The organism is Streptomyces sp. NPDC001415, assembly GCF_053597395.1.
In genome coordinates, this window is the sequence record NZ_JBSFIE010000006.1 from 150862 (window position 1) to 169822 (window position 18961).

Annotated in this window: 16 protein-coding genes; 9 read left to right on the forward strand and 7 right to left on the reverse strand. The window is 70.0% G+C overall.

Annotation, left to right across the window (positions count from 1 at the left end; translation table 11 throughout):
- Nucleotides 1–3: 3 nt before the first annotated feature.
- From ACWC2B_RS10235 to pssA, 6 genes are all read left to right on the forward strand, one after another.
- Complete coding sequence (locus tag ACWC2B_RS10235) at nt 4–2031, forward strand: protein meaA (RefSeq protein ID WP_450716026.1); 2028 nt, start codon at nt 4–6, stop codon at nt 2029–2031.
- A complete protein-coding gene (locus ACWC2B_RS10240; RefSeq protein WP_450716027.1) occupies nt 2028–3002 on the forward strand; it encodes an HpcH/HpaI aldolase/citrate lyase family protein in 975 nt (324 codons plus the stop codon). The genes ACWC2B_RS10235 and ACWC2B_RS10240 overlap by 4 nt, the downstream gene beginning before the upstream one ends.
- A 6-nt stretch (nt 3003–3008) precedes the next feature.
- Nucleotides 3009–3521 carry a MaoC family dehydratase gene (locus ACWC2B_RS10245; protein WP_450716028.1) on the forward strand — a complete coding sequence of 171 codons (513 nt, stop codon included), beginning with the start codon at nt 3009–3011 and terminating at the stop codon, nt 3519–3521.
- Between the two features lie 2 nt (nt 3522–3523).
- On the forward strand, nt 3524–4729 hold the full coding sequence (locus ACWC2B_RS10250) for an acyl-CoA dehydrogenase family protein (RefSeq protein WP_450716029.1): 1206 nt from the start codon (nt 3524–3526) through the stop codon (nt 4727–4729).
- A gap of 173 nt (nt 4730–4902) precedes the next feature.
- Nucleotides 4903–5559 (forward strand): phosphatidylserine decarboxylase, encoded by a 657-nt coding sequence (locus tag ACWC2B_RS10255; RefSeq protein WP_450716030.1) that lies wholly within the window; start codon nt 4903–4905, stop codon nt 5557–5559.
- Complete coding sequence (gene pssA, locus ACWC2B_RS10260; protein WP_399058572.1) at nt 5546–6400, forward strand: CDP-diacylglycerol--serine O-phosphatidyltransferase; 855 nt, start codon at nt 5546–5548, stop codon at nt 6398–6400. The genes ACWC2B_RS10255 and pssA overlap by 14 nt, the downstream gene beginning before the upstream one ends.
- Before the next feature lie 222 nt (nt 6401–6622).
- Here pssA and ACWC2B_RS10265 read toward each other — a convergent pair whose 3' ends face one another.
- Nucleotides 6623–8140 (reverse strand): MFS transporter, encoded by a 1518-nt coding sequence (locus ACWC2B_RS10265; RefSeq protein WP_450716031.1) that lies wholly within the window; start codon nt 8138–8140, stop codon nt 6623–6625.
- Between the two features lie 159 nt (nt 8141–8299).
- The gene (locus tag ACWC2B_RS10270; protein ID WP_450716032.1) at nt 8300–9454 is read right to left on the reverse strand and encodes a glycerate kinase; all 1155 of its coding nucleotides are present in this window, start codon (nt 9452–9454) and stop codon (nt 8300–8302) included.
- 141 nt (nt 9455–9595) lie between these two features.
- Here ACWC2B_RS10270 and ACWC2B_RS10275 point away from each other — a divergent pair, with 141 nt between their 5' ends.
- The 3 genes from ACWC2B_RS10275 (at nt 9596) to ACWC2B_RS10285 (ending at nt 12705) form a co-directional block, all read left to right on the forward strand.
- Complete coding sequence (locus ACWC2B_RS10275) at nt 9596–11311, forward strand: BCCT family transporter (protein ID WP_450716033.1); 1716 nt, start codon at nt 9596–9598, stop codon at nt 11309–11311.
- Nucleotides 11312–11370: 59 nt separating this feature from the next.
- Nucleotides 11371–11883: an NUDIX domain-containing protein gene (locus ACWC2B_RS10280; protein ID WP_450716034.1), complete on the forward strand. Its 513-nt coding sequence runs from the start codon at nt 11371–11373 to the stop codon at nt 11881–11883.
- A gap of 81 nt (nt 11884–11964) precedes the next feature.
- A complete protein-coding gene (locus tag ACWC2B_RS10285; RefSeq protein ID WP_450716035.1) occupies nt 11965–12705 on the forward strand; it encodes an SIR2 family NAD-dependent protein deacylase in 741 nt (246 codons plus the stop codon).
- Here the strand turns inward: ACWC2B_RS10285 and ACWC2B_RS10290 are convergent.
- The 5 genes from ACWC2B_RS10290 to ACWC2B_RS10310 form a co-directional block, all read right to left on the reverse strand.
- Nucleotides 12702–13199: a methylated-DNA--[protein]-cysteine S-methyltransferase gene (locus ACWC2B_RS10290; protein ID WP_450716036.1), complete on the reverse strand. Its 498-nt coding sequence runs from the start codon at nt 13197–13199 to the stop codon at nt 12702–12704. The two genes, ACWC2B_RS10285 and ACWC2B_RS10290, sit on opposite strands and share 4 nt — an antisense overlap.
- Nucleotides 13200–13211: 12 nt before the next feature.
- On the reverse strand, nt 13212–14681 hold the full coding sequence (locus ACWC2B_RS10295) for an AlkA N-terminal domain-containing protein (protein ID WP_450716215.1): 1470 nt from the start codon (nt 14679–14681) through the stop codon (nt 13212–13214).
- A gap of 164 nt (nt 14682–14845) precedes the next feature.
- Nucleotides 14846–15703 carry a geranyl diphosphate 2-C-methyltransferase gene (locus tag ACWC2B_RS10300; protein ID WP_450716037.1) on the reverse strand — a complete coding sequence of 286 codons (858 nt, stop codon included), beginning with the start codon at nt 15701–15703 and terminating at the stop codon, nt 14846–14848.
- A 146-nt stretch (nt 15704–15849) separates the two neighbouring features.
- Nucleotides 15850–17025: a family 2 encapsulin nanocompartment cargo protein terpene cyclase gene (locus ACWC2B_RS10305; RefSeq protein ID WP_450716038.1), complete on the reverse strand. Its 1176-nt coding sequence runs from the start codon at nt 17023–17025 to the stop codon at nt 15850–15852.
- A gap of 137 nt (nt 17026–17162) precedes the next feature.
- The gene (locus tag ACWC2B_RS10310; RefSeq protein WP_450716039.1) at nt 17163–18581 is read right to left on the reverse strand and encodes a family 2B encapsulin nanocompartment shell protein; all 1419 of its coding nucleotides are present in this window, start codon (nt 18579–18581) and stop codon (nt 17163–17165) included.
- Nucleotides 18582–18961: the final 380 nt, after the last annotated feature.

Here is an 18961-nt window from a genome sequence, read left to right on the forward strand (position 1 = left end):
TAGATGACAGAGCGTCAGAAGGATCGGCCGTGGCTCATGCGGACGTACGCCGGTCACTCGACCGCCGAAGCGTCCAACGAGCTCTACCGCAACAACCTGGCCAAGGGCCAGACGGGTCTGTCGGTCGCGTTCGACCTTCCGACGCAGACCGGATACGACCCCGACCACATCCTCGCCCGCGGCGAGGTAGGCCGGGTCGGGGTCCCGGTGTCCCATCTCGGTGACATGAGGCGGCTGTTCCAGGACATCCCCCTGGAGCAGATGAACACCTCGATGACGATCAACGCCACCGCGATGTGGCTGCTCGCCATGTACCAGGTGGTCGCCGAGGAGCAGGGCGCCGACATCACCAAGCTCCAGGGCACCACACAGAACGACATCGTGAAGGAGTACCTCTCGCGCGGGACGCACGTCTTCCCGCCGGGCCCTTCGCTGCGGCTGACAACAGACATGATCTGTTACACCGTGAACAACATCCCCAAGTGGAACCCCATCAACATCTGCAGTTACCACTTGCAGGAGGCGGGAGCCACCCCGGTCCAGGAGATCGCGTACGCGATGTCCACCGCGATCGCCGTGCTCGACTCGGTGTTCGCGTCGGGCCAGATCCCCGAGGACCGCAAGGGCGATGTCGTGGCCCGCATCTCCTTCTTCGTGAACGCGGGCGTCCGCTTCATCGAGGAGATGTGCAAGATGCGCGCCTTCGGCCGCATCTGGGACAAGATCACGCGGGAGCGGTACGGGATCGAGGACGCCAAGCAGCGCCGCTTCCGCTACGGCGTCCAGGTCAACTCGCTCGGCCTGACCGAGGCGCAGCCGGAGAACAACGTCCAGCGGATCGTGCTCGAAATGCTGGCCGTGACGCTGTCCAAGGACGCCCGCGCCCGGGCCGTCCAACTCCCGGCCTGGAACGAGGCGTTGGGGCTTCCCCGCCCCTGGGACCAGCAGTGGTCGCTGCGCATCCAGCAGGTCCTGGCGCACGAGAGCGACCTCCTGGAGTACGAGGACATCTTCGCCGGGTCGCACGTCATCGAGGCCAAGGTGGACGCCCTCGTCGAGGAGTGCCTGGCCGAGATCGACCGCATCCAGGAGATGGGCGGGGCGCTGGCCGCCGTCGAGTCGGGCTACCTCAAGTCGCAGCTCGTCTCCTCGCACGCCGAGCGCCGGGCCCGGATCGAGGCCGGCGACGAGAAGATCGTCGGCGTCAACTGCTACCAGTCGACGGAGCCGAGCCCGCTCACCGCGGACCTGGACGGGGCGATCATGACGGTGGACCCGGCCGTCGAGGCCCGCGTCGTCGCCTCGCTGAAGAACTGGCGCGACACCCGCTACCAGCCGCCCTTCAACCACCCGCGCCCCTGCAAGGCGCTGGAGAAGCTGAAGGAGGCCGCCAAGGGCACCGGGAACCTCATGGAGGCGACCCTGGAATGCGTGCGCTCCGGGGTCACCACCGGCGAGTGGTCCCAGGCGCTGCGCGAGGTGTTCGGCGAGTTCCGAGCGCCCACGGGCGTCTCCTCCGCCCCGGTGGCGGTCACCGCGGAGGAGGGCACTCCGCTCGCGCTGGTCCGCGAGAAGGTGGCTCGGACCGCCTCGGACCTGGGCTCCGGGCGGCTGCGCCTGCTGGTCGGCAAGCCGGGCCTGGACGGGCACTCCAACGGCGCCGAGCAGATCGCGGTGCGGGCGCGCGACGCCGGGTTCGAGGTGGTCTACCAGGGCATACGGCTGACCCCTGAGCAGATCGTGAGCGCCGCCCTCGCCGAGGACGTGCACTGCGTCGGCCTGTCCATCCTGTCCGGGTCGCACGCCGAACTCGTCCCGGACGTCCTGGTGCGTCTGCGCGAGGCCGGCGCGGCCGACATTCCGGTGATCGCCGGCGGAATCATTCCGCCCGCGGACGCGGAGGAGTTGCGCAAGGCGGGCGTTGCCGCCGTTTTCACCCCTAAGGACTTCGGTATCACGGAGATCATCGGCCGTATCGTCGACGAGATCCGGAAAGCGAACAAGCTCGACCCGTTGGAGGTCCCCGCATGAGCACCCCCGTCAGCCCTGTCAACCGGCTCCGCCCGCGTCGCTCCTGCCTCGCGGTCCCCGGGTCGAACCCCCGCTTCCTGGAGAAGGCCCAGGGCCTGCCCGCCGACCAGGTCTTCCTCGACCTGGAGGACGCCTGCGCCCCGCTGGCCAAGCCCGAGGCCCGGCACACCATCGTCAAGTTCCTCAACGAGGGCGACTGGACGGGCAAGACGCGCGTCGTGCGCGTGAACGACTGGACGACCGAGTGGACGTACCGCGATGTCGTCACCGTCGTCGAGGGCGCGGGTCAGAACCTCGACTGCATCATGCTGCCGAAGGTGCAGAGCGCCGACCAGGTCGTCGCCCTCGACCTCCTCCTGACCCAGATCGAGAAGACGATGGGCTTCGAGGTCGGCAAGATCGGCATCGAGGCGCAGATCGAGAACGCGCGCGGCCTGAACAACGTCAACGCGATCGCGGAGGCCTCGCCGCGTACGGAGACGATCATCTTCGGCCCGGCCGACTTCATGGCCTCCATCAACATGAAGTCGCTGGTCGTGGGCGAGCAGCCGCCCGGGTACGGCGCGGACGCCTACCACTACATCCTGATGAAGATCCTGATGGCCGCGCGCGCCAACGACCTCCAGGCGATCGACGGCCCCTACCTCCAGATCCGCAATGTGGACGGCTACCGCGAGGTCGCGCGGCGCGCCGCAGCCCTCGGCTTCGACGGCAAGTGGGTGCTGCACCCGGGCCAGGTCGAGGCGTCGAACGAGATCTTCTCGCCCTCGCAGGAGGACTTCGACCACGCCGAGATGATCCTCGACGCCTACGAGTGGTGCACCTCCGAGGCGGGCGGCAAGAAGGGCTCGGCGATGCTCGGCGACGAGATGATCGACGAGGCCAGCCGCAAGATGGCCCTGGTCATCTCCGGCAAGGGCCGGGCCGCCGGCATGAAGCGCACGACGAAGTTCGAAGCCCCGGAGGCGTGAGACATCATGCAGTTCGGTCGCACCTACGAAGAGTTCGAAGTCGGCGCCGTCTACAAGCACTGGCCCGGAAAGACGGTCACCGAGTACGACGACCACCTCTTCTGTCTGCTCACCATGAACCACCACCCGCTCCACATGGACTCCAACTATGCGGAGAACACGACCGACTTCGGCAAGAACGTCGTCGTGGGCAACTACATCTACTCGCTGCTGCTCGGCATGAGCGTGCCGGACGTCTCCGGCAAGGCGATCGCCAACCTGGAGATCGAGTCGCTGCGGCACGTGGCGCCGACCTTCCACGGCGACACGATCTACGGCGAGACGACGGTCCTCGACAAGACCCCCTCGAAGTCGAAGAACGACCGCGGGATCGTCTACGTCGAGACCAAGGGCTACAAGCAGGACGGCACTCTGGTCTGCGTCTTCCGCCGCAAGGTGATGGTGCCCACCGAGACGTACATCAAGGAGCGCGGCGGCGAACAGCCCGGCCGCCCCCAGCTCAAGTCGCAGGAGAAGTAGCCATGGCCCGTCTCGCGCAGACCGCCGGTCTGACCGACGTCCAGCAGGAAATCCTGGCCACCGTGCGGGACTTCGTCGACAAGGAGATCATTCCGGTCGCGACCCAGCTGGAGCACAAGGACGAGTACCCGACGCGGATCGTCGAGGGGCTCAAGGAGTTGGGCCTGTTCGGCCTGATGATTCCCGAGGAGTACGGCGGCCTCGGGGAGTCGCTGCTCACCTACGCGCTGTGCGTCGAGGAGATAGCGCGTGGCTGGATGTCGGTCTCCGGCATCATCAACACCCACTTCATCGTGGCGTACATGCTCAAGCAGCACGGCACCCAGGAGCAGAAGGACACCTTCCTGCCGCGGATGGCGCTCGGCGAGGTGCGCGGCGCGTTCTCGATGTCGGAGCCGGCGCTCGGCTCGGATGTGTCGGCGATCACGTCGAAGGGCGTCAAGGACGGCGAGGAGTACGTCCTGAACGGCCAGAAGATGTGGCTGACCAACGGCGGAACGTCGTCGCTGGTGGCCGTTCTGTGCCGGAGTGACGAAGGACACCCCGAGGGCACCGCCCCCCACAAGTCGATGACGACCTTCCTGGTGGAGAAGGAGCCGGGCTTCGGCGAGGTCCGACCCGGCCTGACCATCCCCGGCAAGATCGACAAGATGGGCTACAAGGGCGTCGACACGACCGAACTGGTCATGGACGGACTGCGCATTCCGGCCAATCGGGTGCTCGGCGGGGTCACCGGCCGAGGGTTTTACCAAATGATGGACGGCGTCGAGGTCGGTCGCGTCAATGTCGCGGCCCGTGGCTGCGGAGTCGCGCAGCGTGCATTTGAGCTCGGTGTCTCGTATGCCCAGCAAAGGCACACTTTCGGCAAGCCGATCGCCCAGCACCAGGCGATTCAGTTCAAGCTCGCCGAGATGGCTACCAAGGTCGAAGCCGCCCATGCGATGATGGTGAACGCAGCACGCAAAAAGGACTCCGGGGAACGAAACGACCTCGAAGCAGGGATGGCGAAGTACCTCGCCTCCGAGTACTGCAAGGAGGTGGTGGAAGACGCCTTCCGCATCCACGGCGGCTACGGCTTCTCCAAGGAGTACGAGATCGAGCGCCTGTACCGCGAGGCGCCGATGCTGCTCATCGGTGAAGGTACCGCCGAGATCCAGAAAATGATCATTGGTCGGCGACTTCTTGAGGAGTACCGGTTCCAGGGTTGATTGTCGCTTTTGGGTCGGTTTGGCCGCGAAGAACATCACACCCTGTCATCGTCTTCCGGCCGCCGACTCGGCTTCTGGCTTGCCCAGTTGCGGCTCGCAACCGATACCATCGCCGGTAAACCTGCCGCCGTCCCCCGTTGCCAGCGCGGCATCATCCGCTACGAAGGTCATCCATGCCCCACAGCCAAACCTCTGCACCACGCGACGGCTTCCTCAAGGGACGCCTTGCTCGCGGAGCATCGCCGTGGCTTCTGCCGACCGTCGCCACCGCAGCCCTCAGCCTGGCCCGCTCGCGCCGCTCCAAGAGTGCCGCGATCGTGGCCGTGCCCACCACCGCCCTCGCGGCGGGCATGCTGTGGTTCTTCCGCGACCCCGAGCGTGAGATCACGCAGGGGCGGGTCATCTCCCCCGCCGACGGTGTGGTGCAGAGCATCATGCCGTGGAAGGACGGACGTACCCGCGTCGCGATCTTCATGAGCCCGTTGAACGTCCACGTCAACCGCGCGCCTCTCGCTGGCACGGTGACTTCGGTGGAGCACATCCCCGGTGGCTTCGTCCCGGCGTTCAACAAGGAGAGCGAGAACAACGAGCGCGTTGTCTGGCACTTCGACACCGAGCTCGGCGACATCGAGATGGTGCAGATCGCCGGCGCGGTCGCGCGGCGCATCGTGCCGTACGTCCCCCGGGGCACCAAGGTGGAGCAGGGCGAGCGCATCGGCCTGATCCGCTTCGGCTCGCGGGTCGACATCTACCTCCCCGAGGGTGTCGAGGTCGCGGTCGAGGTCGGGCAGGCGACCACGGCGGGGGTGACTCGAATTGACCGTGATTGATCCCGAGACGCAGGCCGGCTGGGTCCCCGAGGCGGAGTCCGAGGACGACGTCGAGGAGATGCCGCTGTCGCTGCGCCTTTCGATAGCGGACACCCTCACGCTCGGCAATGCCACGTGCGGATTCATGGCGGTGTACTTCACCACCACGGGCATTCTCATCCCGCACCTCTCCGGCAGCCAGGAGACCGGCATGGCGCGGCACTCCGCCGCGACCGCCGTGATCCTGATGCTGCTCGCGGCGATCTTCGACCTCTGTGACGGTCTGGTCGCTCGCAAGCTGCGCAGCTCCCCGATGGGCGCCGAGCTGGACAACCTGTCGGACCTGATCAGCTTCGGGCTCGCCCCGGCCTACTTCGTGCTCGTGTACGGAATGGTCGCGGACGACGCCCACCAGCGGGTTGCCGCGGTCGCCGCGATCACGGTGCTGCTCGCCGTGGTGCTGAGACTCGCGCGCTTCTCGTGCGTGACGATGAAGGACGGCATGTTCCAGGGCATGCCGAGCCCCTTCGGCGCCCTCACGGTCGTCTCGATCGTCCTGCTTGAGCTGCCGTTCATCCCGACGCTGCTCGCCGTCATAGGAGTCGCCTGGCTGATGGTGAGCCGGGTCGAGTACCCGAAGCCGCGGGGCATCCTCGCGGTGGCGATGCTCAGCTGGATCATCGGTGCGATGGGTCTGCTCGCGGCGTGGGCGTTCGACGCTCCGGGCGGCCAGATGCTGCTCCAGACCGGCTGCGCCCTGCAGATCGTCCTGGCCGCCACGATCCCCCTCTTCGCGACGGCCCGCCGGGTGAACACCTTCCGCGACAACCGCCGCGAGGCGCGTGCGGCTCAGCTGCCGTAGTTCCTCACGGTGCTGGAAAGGGGCCCAGGGTTCTTGAACCCTGGGCCCCTTTTCGTATGGCCTTTCCTCGTGTCGGCGGGGGCTGGTGGCGCTTGCGCAGTCCCCCGCGCCCCAAACCCCTCGGTCGTGTGCAGATCGTGGTCGCTTCTCGCGCCCACGCGGCGGAGCCGCACAATGGCACAGCCCCGCGCCCCTGGCAGGACCGGTGCCGGCCCGCATGGGTCAGTGCGCGTTCTCCGTCGGCCTGAGGTCCTTGGGGATCTTCGCCCAGGCCAGTACGGCGGCCGCCAGCGGCAGGGCCGCGGCGAGGAGGAACGTCGGGGTCATGCCCGAGGTGAAGGCTGAGGACGCCTTCTCCAGGAGCAGCGCCCCGGCGGGCCCGCCGATCTCGGCGGCCACGTGGGCCGCCTCGCCCACCGAGTCGCGTACGGACGCGGTCGCGGCGCCGTCCAGGGCGAGCTCGGGCAGGTGGCCGCGGTACAGGGCCGCCGCGACGCTGCCGAGGATGGCGACGCCCATGGCCGCGCCCAGTTCGTAGCAGGTCTCCTCGACGGCCGCCGCCCCGCTGACGTGCTCCTTCGGAGTGGAGGCCATCAGGGTCACCGAGGCGGCCGTGGTCGCGATGCCGACCCCGCAGCCGAGCACGCCGAGCGCCACGGCGACCCCGGGGTAGGCCAGTGGCCCGGACTGCTGGAACAGCCACGGCAGCGCGAGGCCCGCGGTCATCAGGAGCAGCCCGCCGCCGATCACGTGCCGGATCGGCAGCCGGTGCATCAGGACCGGGGTCACCAGCGAGGTCAGGACCAGGCCGAGCGGTGCCGGGAGCAGCCGGAAACCGGCCTCCAGCGGGCTGTAGCCCTGCCCGTACTGGAACCACTGGGTGACCAGGAACAGTGCCGAGCCGAGCGCGATCATCCCGAGGAAGATCGCGGCGGCGGCGATGCTGAACGAGCGGTTGGTGAACAGCCTTACGTGGAGCAGGGGCTGGGGCAGCCGCAGCTGGCGGCGGACGAAGACGGTCAGCGCTACGGCGGCGACCACGAGCAGCGTCCATGCGACCGGGTCGGTGGGGCCGCCCTTGCCGAGCTGCTTGATGCCGCCGGCCAGGGCTAGCATGCCGACGATGGACTGGCCCACGCCCCACCAGTCCCAGCGGCCTTCGCGGGCTTGGCGGGATTCGGGCAGCATCCAGGCGCCGAAGGCGATGATCACCAGGGCTACGGGGATGTTGATCAGGAACGCGGACTGCCAGCCGTTCCGCTCGACGAGCAGCCCGCCGACCACCGGCCCGAGCGCCATGCCGCCACCGAAGACCGCCGCCCACACCGCGTAGGCGAGAGCGCGCTCGCGGGCGTCGGTGAAGACGTCGCGCAGGATCGACAGGGTGGACGGCATGATCGCCGCGCCGCCGACGCCGAGCAGCGCACGGGCGGCGATGACCTGCCACGCCTCGGTCGCGAAGACGGCCATCAGCGAGGCGAGCGCGAAGATCGCGAAGCCGCCGAGCAGCAGCCGCTTGCGCCCCCAGCGGTCGCCGAGCGCACCGGCCGTCACGAGCAGCCCGGAGAGCGCCAGCGCGTAGACGTCGATGATCCACAGCTGCTGTACGGAGCTGGGCTGCAGGTCGCTGACCAGCGAAGGGAAGGCGACGTTGAGGATGGTGGTGTCCATCGCGATCAGCAGCAGGCTGCCGGAAAGGATCGCGAGGACGACCCAGCGCCGAGGGTCGAGGGACGACATAATGAAACACTCCAGTATTGAATGAGACATTAGTGTCTCACATGGATGTCTCGCATGACGCTGCGGAGACGTGCCCTCGCACAGGGCCTCACGGCTTCAGGGAACGACGGAACGGGCCCTCTCGCGACTCGCGAGAGGGCCCGTTCCGGTGACGAGGATCTACAGCAGGAAGTCGGCCGCGATGTTCTGGGCGACGCGCTCCAGGAGCGGGCCCGCGTTGGCGATGCACTGGGCCGGGTCCGGCTCCAGCTCGGTCAGCGGGTAGGCGCGCCGGATGCCCGCCTCGCCGAGCTGCCCCGGCTGGAGCAGGAGGCGGCCGCACACCGCGACGACCTCGATGCCGGCCGCGCGGGCCGCCGCCGCGACGCCCGCCGGGGCCTTGCCGTGCAGGGTCTGCTCGTCGAGCGAGCCCTCGCCGGTGATCACCAGGGTGGCCCGGGCGAGGGCGGGCGCGAAGCCGAGTACGTCGAGCATGACCTCGATGCCGGGGCGGAACGCGGCGTCCAGCGCGACCAGCGCGCCGTAGCCGATGCCGCCGGCCGCACCGGCGCCCGGGGCGAGCGCCGCCTCGGCGGCCTTCGCGCCGAGCACGCCTTCGAGGACCTTGGCGTAGCGGGCCAGGGCCGCGTCCAGGGTCGCCACGTCCTCGGGCGAGGCGCCCTTCTGCGGGCCGTAGACCGCGGGGGCGCCCTTCGGGCCGGTCAGCGGGTTGTCGACATCGCTGGCGAGGACGAGTTCCACGTCCTTGAAGCGGGCGTCGAGGCCCGAGAAGTCGGCCGTCGCGAGGCCTGCGAGCGCGCCGCCGCCGGGCCCGACGGGCTCGCCCGCCGCGTCCAGGAAACGGGCGCCGAGCGCGGCCAGCATGCCCGCGCCGCCGTCGGTCGTCGCGCTGCCGCCGACGCCGAACACAATGGTCCGCGCTCCCGCATCGAGCGCGGCGAGCAGCAGTTCGCCGGAGCCGTACGTGGTGGCGGTGAGCGCCGCGAAGACGCCCTCGGGAAGGTGCTGGAGCCCGGAGGCCTCCGCCATCTCGACGACGGCCACACCGTCGCGTACCGCGTACGCGGCGGTCACCGGGGTGCCGACCGGGCCGGTGACCCGCACCTCGCGGCGCTCGAATCCGGCGGCCACCGCGGCCGCGACCGTGCCGTCACCGCCGTCGGCGACCGGCAGGGTCTCCACCCGCAGATCCGGGACGACCCGCCGCAGCCCGGCCGTCACCCGCTCCGCGACCTGTACGGCCGTGAGCGAGCCCTTGAACTTGTCCGCCGCCACGAGTACGCGGGCGGTCTCCAAAACTGCGCCGTCCGTCACTTGCTATCCCTTGCTTTCGAACAGGCAGTCGCGCCGCTTCAGACCCTATCCGCCCGGCGCGCGCCTGCCCATAGCCACCAGGGCTCACGGACGGCGCGCCACCCCATAAAATGCGTACATTCCACACCATAGTGGGCCGACATGAGTATGGATTCGATCGATCATTCCGGCTCCGGCGCCCCTCCGGACGGCTCTCCCCCGGCCTCCGGGCCCTCCCCCGACCACACCGTGATCACCATCGGTGTGCTCGCGGTGGCGGCCGTGGTCGGCTGGGCGGCGCTGGGCAAGAGCTCGTTCGACAGCGCCTCCTCGACGGCGCTGGCCTGGGTCCTGAACAACTTCGCCTGGCTCTTCGTGGTCGCCGCCGACGTCTTCCTGGTGCTGTGCGTGGTCCTCGCGATCAGCCGGTACGGGCGGATCAGGCTGGGCGCCGACGACTCCGAGCCGGAGTTCACCAACCTGGCCTGGATCGCGATGATGTTCAGCGCCGGCATGGGCATCGGCCTCATGTTCTACGGGGTCGGCGAACCGCTCACGCACTTCCTCAGCCCGCCCCCGGCGACCGGCGCCCAGCCCGGCACGGGCGACGCCGCGCGCACCGCCCTGGAGTACTCCTTCTTCCACTGGACGCTCACCCCCTGGGCGATCTACGGCATCGCGGGGCTCGCGCTGGCGTACGCGGGGTTCCGCAAGGAGCGCGGCAACCGGCTGTCCTCCGCGTTCGTGCCGCTGATCGGCGAGCGACGGGCGGACGGCTGGCCCGGCAGGTGCATCGATCTGCTCGCCGTCTTCGCGACCGTCTTCGGCACCGCGACGAGCCTCGGCCTGGGCGCGCTCCAGGTCGCCGAAGGCCTGGACATCACCTCGAACGTGAGCAACTCCCGGACGACCCAACTCGTCATCATCGCCTCGCTGTCGGCGGCCTTCGTGCTCTCCGCCTTCTCGGGCCTGCACAAGGGCGTGAAGTGGCTGTCCACCATCAACATCGTGCTCGCCGCGGTGCTGATGCTCTTCGTCTTCCTGCTCGGCCCGACCGTCTACGTCCTCGACACCATCCCCGCCTCGATCGGCGGCTATCTGCACGACCTGCTCCCGATGGCCAGCCGCACCGGCGCCTTCACCGACCGCGAGTGGCTGGGTGCGTGGACCGTCTTCTACTGGGCGTGGTGGCTGTCCTGGGCCCCGTTCGTCGGCACCTTCATCGCCCGGATCTCGCGCGGCCGTACGATCCGCGAGTTCCTCATCGGGGTGCTGCTCGTGCCCAGCGGGGCGACCGTCATCTGGTTCTGCGTCATGGGCGGCACGGCGATCCGGCTGGCGTCCACCGGCGCGGCCGACCTGGCCGGCGCGGTGAAGGACGGCGCCGAGGCCTCGCTCTTCGCGATGCTGGACGCGCTGCCGATCGGCACGGTCACCTCGTACATCGCGATGGCCCTGGTGATGACCTACTTCATCACCAGCGCGGACTCGGCTTCCCTCGTCATGGGCTCGCTCACCAGCCGCGGCTCGCTGCACCCGCCGACGTGGCTCGTGGTGATGTGGGGCGTGCTCATGGCGGCGGTCGCGGCGGTGCTGCTCGTCGCGGGCGGCCTCAAGTCCCTCCAGACCGCGACGATCCTGGTCGCGCTCCCCTTCGTCCTGGTGATGCTGGGCCTGTGCTGGTCCCTGGTGAAGGAGCTGCGCGAGGACCCGGGCGCGGGGCCCTCCCGCCACGGCGCCCTGCACGGTCTGGGCGACGCGGTACGGGCGATGGTCGGCGACGCGATCACCGAGCAGGGCCCGGCCCTCCATCACCGGCTGCGCCGGGCCGCCAAGTCCCGTACGGGTGAAGACAGTTCGGGCCCGCCGCAGGCCTAGCAGGGGTGGGAGCCAGCACTGCGAAGCGGCCCCTGACCAGGCCCCCTACCCTTCTCACCATGACGACCGAGAACACCACAGCGCCCGACAACGGCTACGCCGCCTACATCGCCGGACTCCCCCGCGTGCTCGCCGGAGCCGCAGCGCTGTTCCGGGACGCCGAGGGCCGGGTGCTGCTCGTCGAGCCCAACTACCGCGAAGGCTGGACGCTGCCCGGCGGGACCGTGGAGTCCGACACCGACGAGACCCCGCGCGGGGCGGCCCGCCGCGAGACCCTCGAAGAGATCGGCCTCGACGTGGAGCCGGGCCGCCTGCTCGCGGTGGACTGGGTGCACGGCACGGCGCGTCCGCCGATCGTCGCGTACGTCTATGACGGCGGGGTCCTCGACGACGACCGCCTGACGTCGATCCAACTCCAGGAGGAAGAACTCCTCTCCTGGCGCCTGGTCCCCCGCGAGGAACTCCCCGCCCACCTGCCGGGCGCCCTGGGCCACCGCGTACTGGCCGCGCTTGACGCCCTGTTGGAGGGGCGGGGGACGGTGGAGCTGGAGAATGGGCGGCGGGTGGGGTGAGCGGGCGGTGAGGGCGGAGCCGACAGGGGGCGCGCCGAAATACGTTCGCCCTCGTACCTGGCGCCCCCTACGCTCCCCCGCATGAGCAAGCCACTCGTCGCGATTCTTTCCGGGGCCGGCATTTCCACCGATTCGGGGATCCCTGACTACCGCGGGCCGAAAGGGCTGTGGCGGCGCGATCCCGAGGCCGAGAAGCTGGTGACATACGACTTCTACATGGCCGATCCGGAGATCCGGCGCCGGTCCTGGCTGATGCGCCGCGACAGCCCAGCCCTCAAGGCCGAGCCGAACGCCGCGCACCGGGCGGTCGCCGCGCTGGAGAAGTCCGGCGTGCCGGTGCGGGTACTCACACAGAACGTCGACGGGCTGCAGCAGCGCGCGGGCTTCCCGGAGCGCAAGATCCTCGAACTCCACGGCACGGCAAGGGCGGTGACCTGCACCCGCTGCCACGCGCGGTCCTCGATGGACGAGGCGCTGGCGCGGGTGGCGGCGGGCGAGGCGGATCCGCCGTGCACGGTCTGCGGGGGCATCCTGAAGTCGGCGACGGTCATGTTCGGCGAGCGGCTCGACCCCGAGGTGCTCGCCCAGGCGATGGCGATCGCCAAGGCGTGCCAGGTCTTCATCGCGGTCGGCACGACCCTCCAGGTCCAGCCCGCCGCCTCGCTCGCGGGGATCGCGGCGGACGGAGGCGCTCGGCTGATCATCGTGAACGCCGATCCGACCCCGTACGACGCACTCGCCGACGAGGTCGTACGGGAACCGATCGGCACCGCGCTGCCCCAACTCCTCGGCGGGCTCGGAGAGTTGACAGCACCGTCCTAGAACAGCGCGTCCTCCGCATCCCCCCGCTCGAACGCCAGCAGCCGCTGCTTGCGGTCGAGGCCTCCGCCGTAGCCGGTGAGGCTGCCGTTCGCGCCGATGACCCGGTGGCAGGGGACGATGATGCCGACCGGATTCTTGCCGTTGGCGAGGCCCACCGCGCGGGAGGCGTTCGGGTTGCCGAGGGCTTCGGCGAGCTCACCGTAGGAGCGGGTCTCGCCGTACGGGATCTGCTGGAGCTGGTGCCAGACGCGCTGCTGGAACGGCGTGCCCTGGAGGTTCAAGTCCAGTTTGAATTCGGTTAGTTCGGCGGCGAAGTATGCGGCGAGTTGGCGGATGACCTCCGGGAAGGGGCCGTCGTCGTCGCGCTCGCCGAAGGTTTCCTGCGGTGGCCTGTGGCGCTGGCCCTCCATGTACAGGTGGCTGAGGACGCCGTCGGTGGCGACCAGGGTGAGTGGGCCGTAGGGGCTGTCGACGACCGTGTGGGTGGTGTGCACGAGTGAACTCCCTTATGCGGGAAGGTGGTTGATGGCGTGGTCTTCCGTCGCCCAGAGGTACTGGACGGCGTAGGCCCGCCAGGGTCGCCAAGCCGCGGCGCGCGCGGTGAGGGCGGCGGGGGTGGAGGGCAGGCCGAGGTTCTGGGCGGCGCGGCGCATGCCGAGGTCGGTGGGCAGGAAGGCGTCCGGGTCGCCGAGGGCCCGCATCGCGATCGCCTCGACGGTCCAGGGGCCGAAGCCGGGCAGTTCCCTGAGCTGGGCCCTGGCCAGGTCCCAGTCGCTGTCGATGCCGAGTTTGAGGGTGCCGTCGGCGAGGGCGGCCACCAGCGTGGTGAGCGTGACGCGGCGGCTGCGCGGCAGGGCCAGCGTCTCCGAGGCGATCTCCGCGAGCTGGGCCGGGGTCGGAAAGAGGTGGGTCAGGCCGCCTGCCGGGTCGTCGATGCGCTGCCCGTGCGCTACGACAAGTCGGGCCGCGTGGGTGCGGGCCGCGGCCGTCGACACCTGCTGCCCGAGCACCGCCCGCACCGCGAACTCGGCGGCGTCGACCGTACGCGGCACCCGGCGCCCCGGCGCCTTGTCGACCAGCGGCGCGAGCAGCGGATCGGTGCGCAGCCGGTCGTCCACGGCGACGGGATCGGCGTCCAGGTCGAGCATCCAGCGGCAGCGGCTGATGGCGATGGTGAGGTCGCGCAGGTCGGTGAGGTGCAGCACGCATCCGATGTGCTCGGGCTGCGGGGTGAGCTCCGCGATGCCGTGCCCGTACGGGAGGGACAGCGTGCGGCGGAACGCGCCGTCGCGCCACTCCTCGATACCGGGCACGCCCGTCGCGGCGAGGTGGCCGAAGAGGTTGTCGGGGGTGAGCGGGGCACGGAAGGGGAGCCGCAGGGTGATCGCGCCGGGCGTCTGACGGGCGATGCCGCGTGCGGCGCGGGCCCGCAGCTCGGTCGGGGCAAGGGCGAACACCTCGCGGACGGTGTCGTTGAAGGTGCGGATCGAGGAGAACCCGGCGGCGAAGGCGACCTCGGCCATGGGCAGCGGGGTCGTCTCGATGAGCAGCCGCGCGGTCTGGGCGCGCTGGGCGCGGGCCAGGGCGAGGGGTCCCGCGCCCAGCTCGGCGAGCAGTTGGCGCTCGATCTGGCGGGCGCTGTAGCCGAGGCGGGCCGCGAGCCCCGGGACGCCTTCGCGGTCGACGACTCCGTCCCTGATGAGGCGCATGGCGCGGGCGACGGTGTCGGCGCGGGCGTTCCACTGGGGCGAGCCGGGCGTGGTGTCGGGGCGGCACCGCTTGCAGGCCCGGAATCCGGCCTGCTGGCAGGCGGCCGCGCTCGGGTAGAAGGTCATGTTCTCGACCTTCGGCGGCACGACCGGGCAACTGGGCCGGCAGTAGATGCGGGTGGTCAGGACGGCCGTGAAGAACCAGCCGTCGAAGCGCGCGTCCTTGGACTGGACGGCGCGTACGCAGCGCTCGGTGTCGGTGTGCATCGGGGCGGGAGCGACGGGGGGCATGCGTCAAGCATCGGGCACGACCGCCCGCCCCGGCTGGCGAGAATCCGACATTGACCTCGCGGGGCCAGGGGCGGAGGAATGCCCGGTCCGGCGGGGGCAGGGTCCTCGGTATCCCCCGCCGGGCTTGGGACGCGGCCGGGTCAGACGCGGTCGGCGGCGATGAGGAGGTAGTGGAAGCTGCCCTCGCGGTACGCCGTCAGGAACGGGTCCTCGACGCCGGTGGCCAGGGAAGACTGGGCACGCAGCTCCCAGTACGGGATCGCGTCGGCGGTGAGGTCGACGACGTTGATCGGGACGAGACCGTTGGCGGCCATCGCCTTGAAGTAGGCGCTGCGGGGGTGGATGTTGCAGGTGTAGTGCTCGTCGATGCGGCTGACCGCCTTGGAGCGGCCGCCGGTGACGTCGTTGTAGCAGCCCGTGATGACGACGTAGCGGCCACCGAAGGCCAGCTGGCGGGCGTGCTCGGAGAAGAGCTCGAAGAGGTCCACGTACATGGTGGACTCGTTGTTCCAGATCCCCTGGAAGGCGCCGGTCGGGAAGCCGGTGTCGAGCATGTTGCCGAAGTGGTAGCGGACCTTGTCGTCCACGCCGCGCTTGCGGGCCTGCCCGTTGGCGAAGTCGACCTGGGACTGGGAGATGGACACGCCGTCGACCTCGCAGCCGAAGCGTGCGTTGGCCATGATGCTGGTGCCGCCCCGGCCGCATCCGGCGTCGAGGAGGCGCTGGCCCGGGGCTATGGGGCCGAGGTGGTCGAGGAGGACATCGGCCTGTGCCGACTCCAGGCGGTGCAGCTCCTCGACGATGCGCGCGTCGCGGGTCTCCTGCGGGCCCTCCAGGACGGAGGGGTCGTAGTCACCGAGCCCGTAGTGGTGGTGGTAGAGGCCGTCGACATCGCCCAAGCGCAGGTTGACCGGGTCCTTCTCGTTGTTCCAGTACTCGGCGACGGCCTTCTGGTAGGCGGTGCGCAGCACGCCGGCGGGGGCGGGGGTGGTGGTCATGGGGGCTCCTTACTGGGGTGCGGGCATACCGCTGGGGGTGCTGATGAGGCGAGTTGCTTGGGTGCGGGCATACCGCGGGAGGTGCTGAGGGGGCGAGTTCCTTGGGCATTCCGCAGGGGGTGCTGATGGGCCGAGAGAGGCTCGGCTCAGGCGTCGTTGTAGCGGAGGCTGCCGCTGTGCCATTCGCGGTTGCCGCCGAGCCAGGCCCACACCCCCGCGAGGAAGTGGCGCAGCTGAGGCGATCCGGTGACGGCGAGGGCCGCGGCCTCGCTCTCGTAGGCGCGTACCAGCTCGTCGTGGATCTCCACGCTCCGCTCCACCGCCTCGCTCGGCGAGCACCGCTCTTCCTCGGCGATCACGGTGGGCAGGTTGAACTCGACGCCCGATGACTGGTGTTCCTTGGTCATCGAGTACAGGTCATTGACGAGCGTGCTGGCCGTGCCGGCCATCGTCACGACGCGGCGGACCCGGGGGTCGGCGTACTCGGCGGCCGCCAGCGGGCTGCCGCTCACCACGTCGACCAGGGCGATGCAGGGGAGGAAGCTGTTGATCTGACGGTGTGCCAGATATTCGCGGACGGTGGGCATGTGGCCCCGGGAGCGCCAGGATCCTTCCTGTCCGTAGCCGACGAACAGGACGGCGACCTCGTGACGGAGCCGGGCCAGTTGGGCGGAGTCCGCATACCCGGCCAGGTCCTGGAGCGCCGAGCGCAGGGCGACCCGTACGGGGTCCTCAGCCATGTCCGCTTCCCACGCGGAGGCGTAACGGGCCGGAAGGTGGGCGGGGTCGAGGGCCGCGTGGGCGAGACCGAGTTGCGAGCCGAGGAGTTCGGGCCGGGACCCCATGGTCTCGTCGTCGCAGTAATAGTCGTCCGTGGCCCACTCCGCCAGTGCGCACCGGGCCGCGGCGAGGAGCCGGTCCGGGTCGTCCGTGTCGGGGTGGGCCAGCATCATGAGGCGCCCGAAGTCCGCAGCGCGTACGCGGTCGAGCCGCCCGGCATAGAGCCCGACGCCTTCGGCCCAGCTCACCAGGCGGTCGTTCACCTCCTGGCCGAGCGCCGGGGCGTCCCGGATCGCGGGTGGGCAGTACAGCTCCGGGACGCCGGTGCCGCGCTCTTGCGCGTCGCGGTCGGCCGGCCGTCCCGCCGCGATGCGGGCGGCGGAGGTGCCGAGGCCCGTCGGCCCGGTGGGTATCGCCCCGCCCGTCGGCCGCGGGGCAGTCCCCGGCAGCGCCTTCGGAGCGGCGGGGACGGTTTCCCGGCTGTGGGTGAGGAGCGCGGCCACGAGTCGTGCCGTGTGGTGGCGGGCCGCGGGTGAGGTCATCCGGGACAGCTGTGACACCGGTTCTGTTCTCCGTTCGCGCTGTCGACGACTTCGTCAGGACGGGCTGATGTCTTCGTCAGCGACGGCTGACGTGGGCGCCAGGACCTGCTGACGTGGGTAGACCAGCTGACGTGTCGTCAGGACGGGCTGTGGAAGACCTCGACGTTTTCGAGAACGCCGAGTGCGTCGGGCACGAGGACCGCGGCCGAGTAGTAGGTGCTGACCAGATAGGAGATCAGGGCCTGGTCGTTGATGCCCATGAACCGCACGTTGAGGCCCGGCTCGTACTCGTCGGGGATCCCGGTCTGCCGCAGGCCGACCACGCCTTCCTCGGTCTCGCCCAGGCGCATCGCGAGGATGGCGGAGGTTCCGTCGTCCGAGACGGGGATCTTGCCGCAGGGCAGGATCGGCACGCCCCGCCAGGACGGAACCGAGTGGCCGCCCACATCGGCGCTGTCGAACGAGAGGCCCCGCTTGTTGCATTCGCGGGCGAACGCGGAGATGGCGCGGGGATGCGCGAAGAAGGCCTTGGTGCCGCGCCGCATGCTCAGCAATTCGTCCATGTCGTCCGGGGTGGGCGGGCCGGAGTGGGTGGAGATGCGCTGGCTGTGGTCGGCGTTGTGCAGCAGCCCGAACTCGGGGTTGTTGACCAGTTCCGACTCCTGGCGCTCGCGCAACGCCTCGATCGTCAGCCGCAGTTGCTGCTCGACCTGGTCCATCGGATCGTTGTAGAGGTCGGCGACCCGGCTGTGCACCCGCAGGATCGTCTGGGCCACGCTCAACTCGTATTCGCGGGGCGCCAGTTCGTAGTCGACGAAGGTTCCCGGAAGGACCGGCTCGCCGGTGTGGCCGGAGGCGAGGGCTATGTTTGCCTCGCCCTTCTTGTTCTGCGGCCTCGCCTTCTCGTCCTGGCGCCGGCGGACGTGGTCCCTCAACTGCTCGTTCCGGGCGGCCACTTCCTCGTACGCGGCCCGGGGCAGGGCCAGCACCGTGCAGGCCGTCAACGCGCGTGCCGTGAACTCCCACTCCCCCGGCTCCTCGGCCACCGCCTGCCCGCCGAAGAACCCGCCGTCGGACAGCACACCGCGCCGGGTCTCCTCGCCGTACCGCCCGGTGCCGGCCTTCTCCACTTTGCCGTGCACGATCAGGTAGACGTGGTCGACGGCCCTGCCGTGTTCGGCGATCACCTGGCCGGGGCCGTACTGCTCCTGCCGGCACCGATCGGCGAGCGCCCGCAGCACCTCGTCGTCGTCGAACCCGCGAAGGAGCGGCAGTTCACCGAGCTCCGCGGGGACGACCCTGACCGCGGCGCCCTCCTGGACGAAGGTGACCCGGCCGTCGCCGACCTCGTACACCAGACGTCGGTTGACCCGGTACGCGCCGCCCTTCACCTCCACCCAGGGCAGCATGCGCAGCAGCCACCGGGAGCTGACGCCCTGCATCTGCGGGACGCTCTTGGTGGTGGTCGCCAGGTTCCGCGCGGCGGCGATCCCCAGACTGAGCTGTGCCCGGCCCGTCGGCTGCTCGGGCTGTTCCGGGTACGCGGCGGTCGACATCCTGGTCCCTTCCGTCGGGGCGCATGCGGCGAGAAGGAGCCCTCGAAATCATCTGATCGGGTGACGATGGGCTCCTGCCGGGCAAGTGAACCAGCGCGTAATGATGTTGGTCGAAACCGCTGCCGACATGTCGATGTAATCCCGCCATCGCGTGACACGGCTCCCGCAAGCCCACCTCGGCGTCCCGCGACGGGACAGCAGCGACCAACTCGACCGGGATTACCGCGACATACGGTGCTTTGATCAAGCCGGTTTCCCGAGCCGCGCCGACGGCAGGCGCCCCGAACCCTGCCGGCGAGGTGGCCGATAACGCGCGGTCGTGATCAGGTCCCGGAGTGGAACCACGCCGGGGAGCGGGCAGCGCTCAGGGCCGCCCGGAG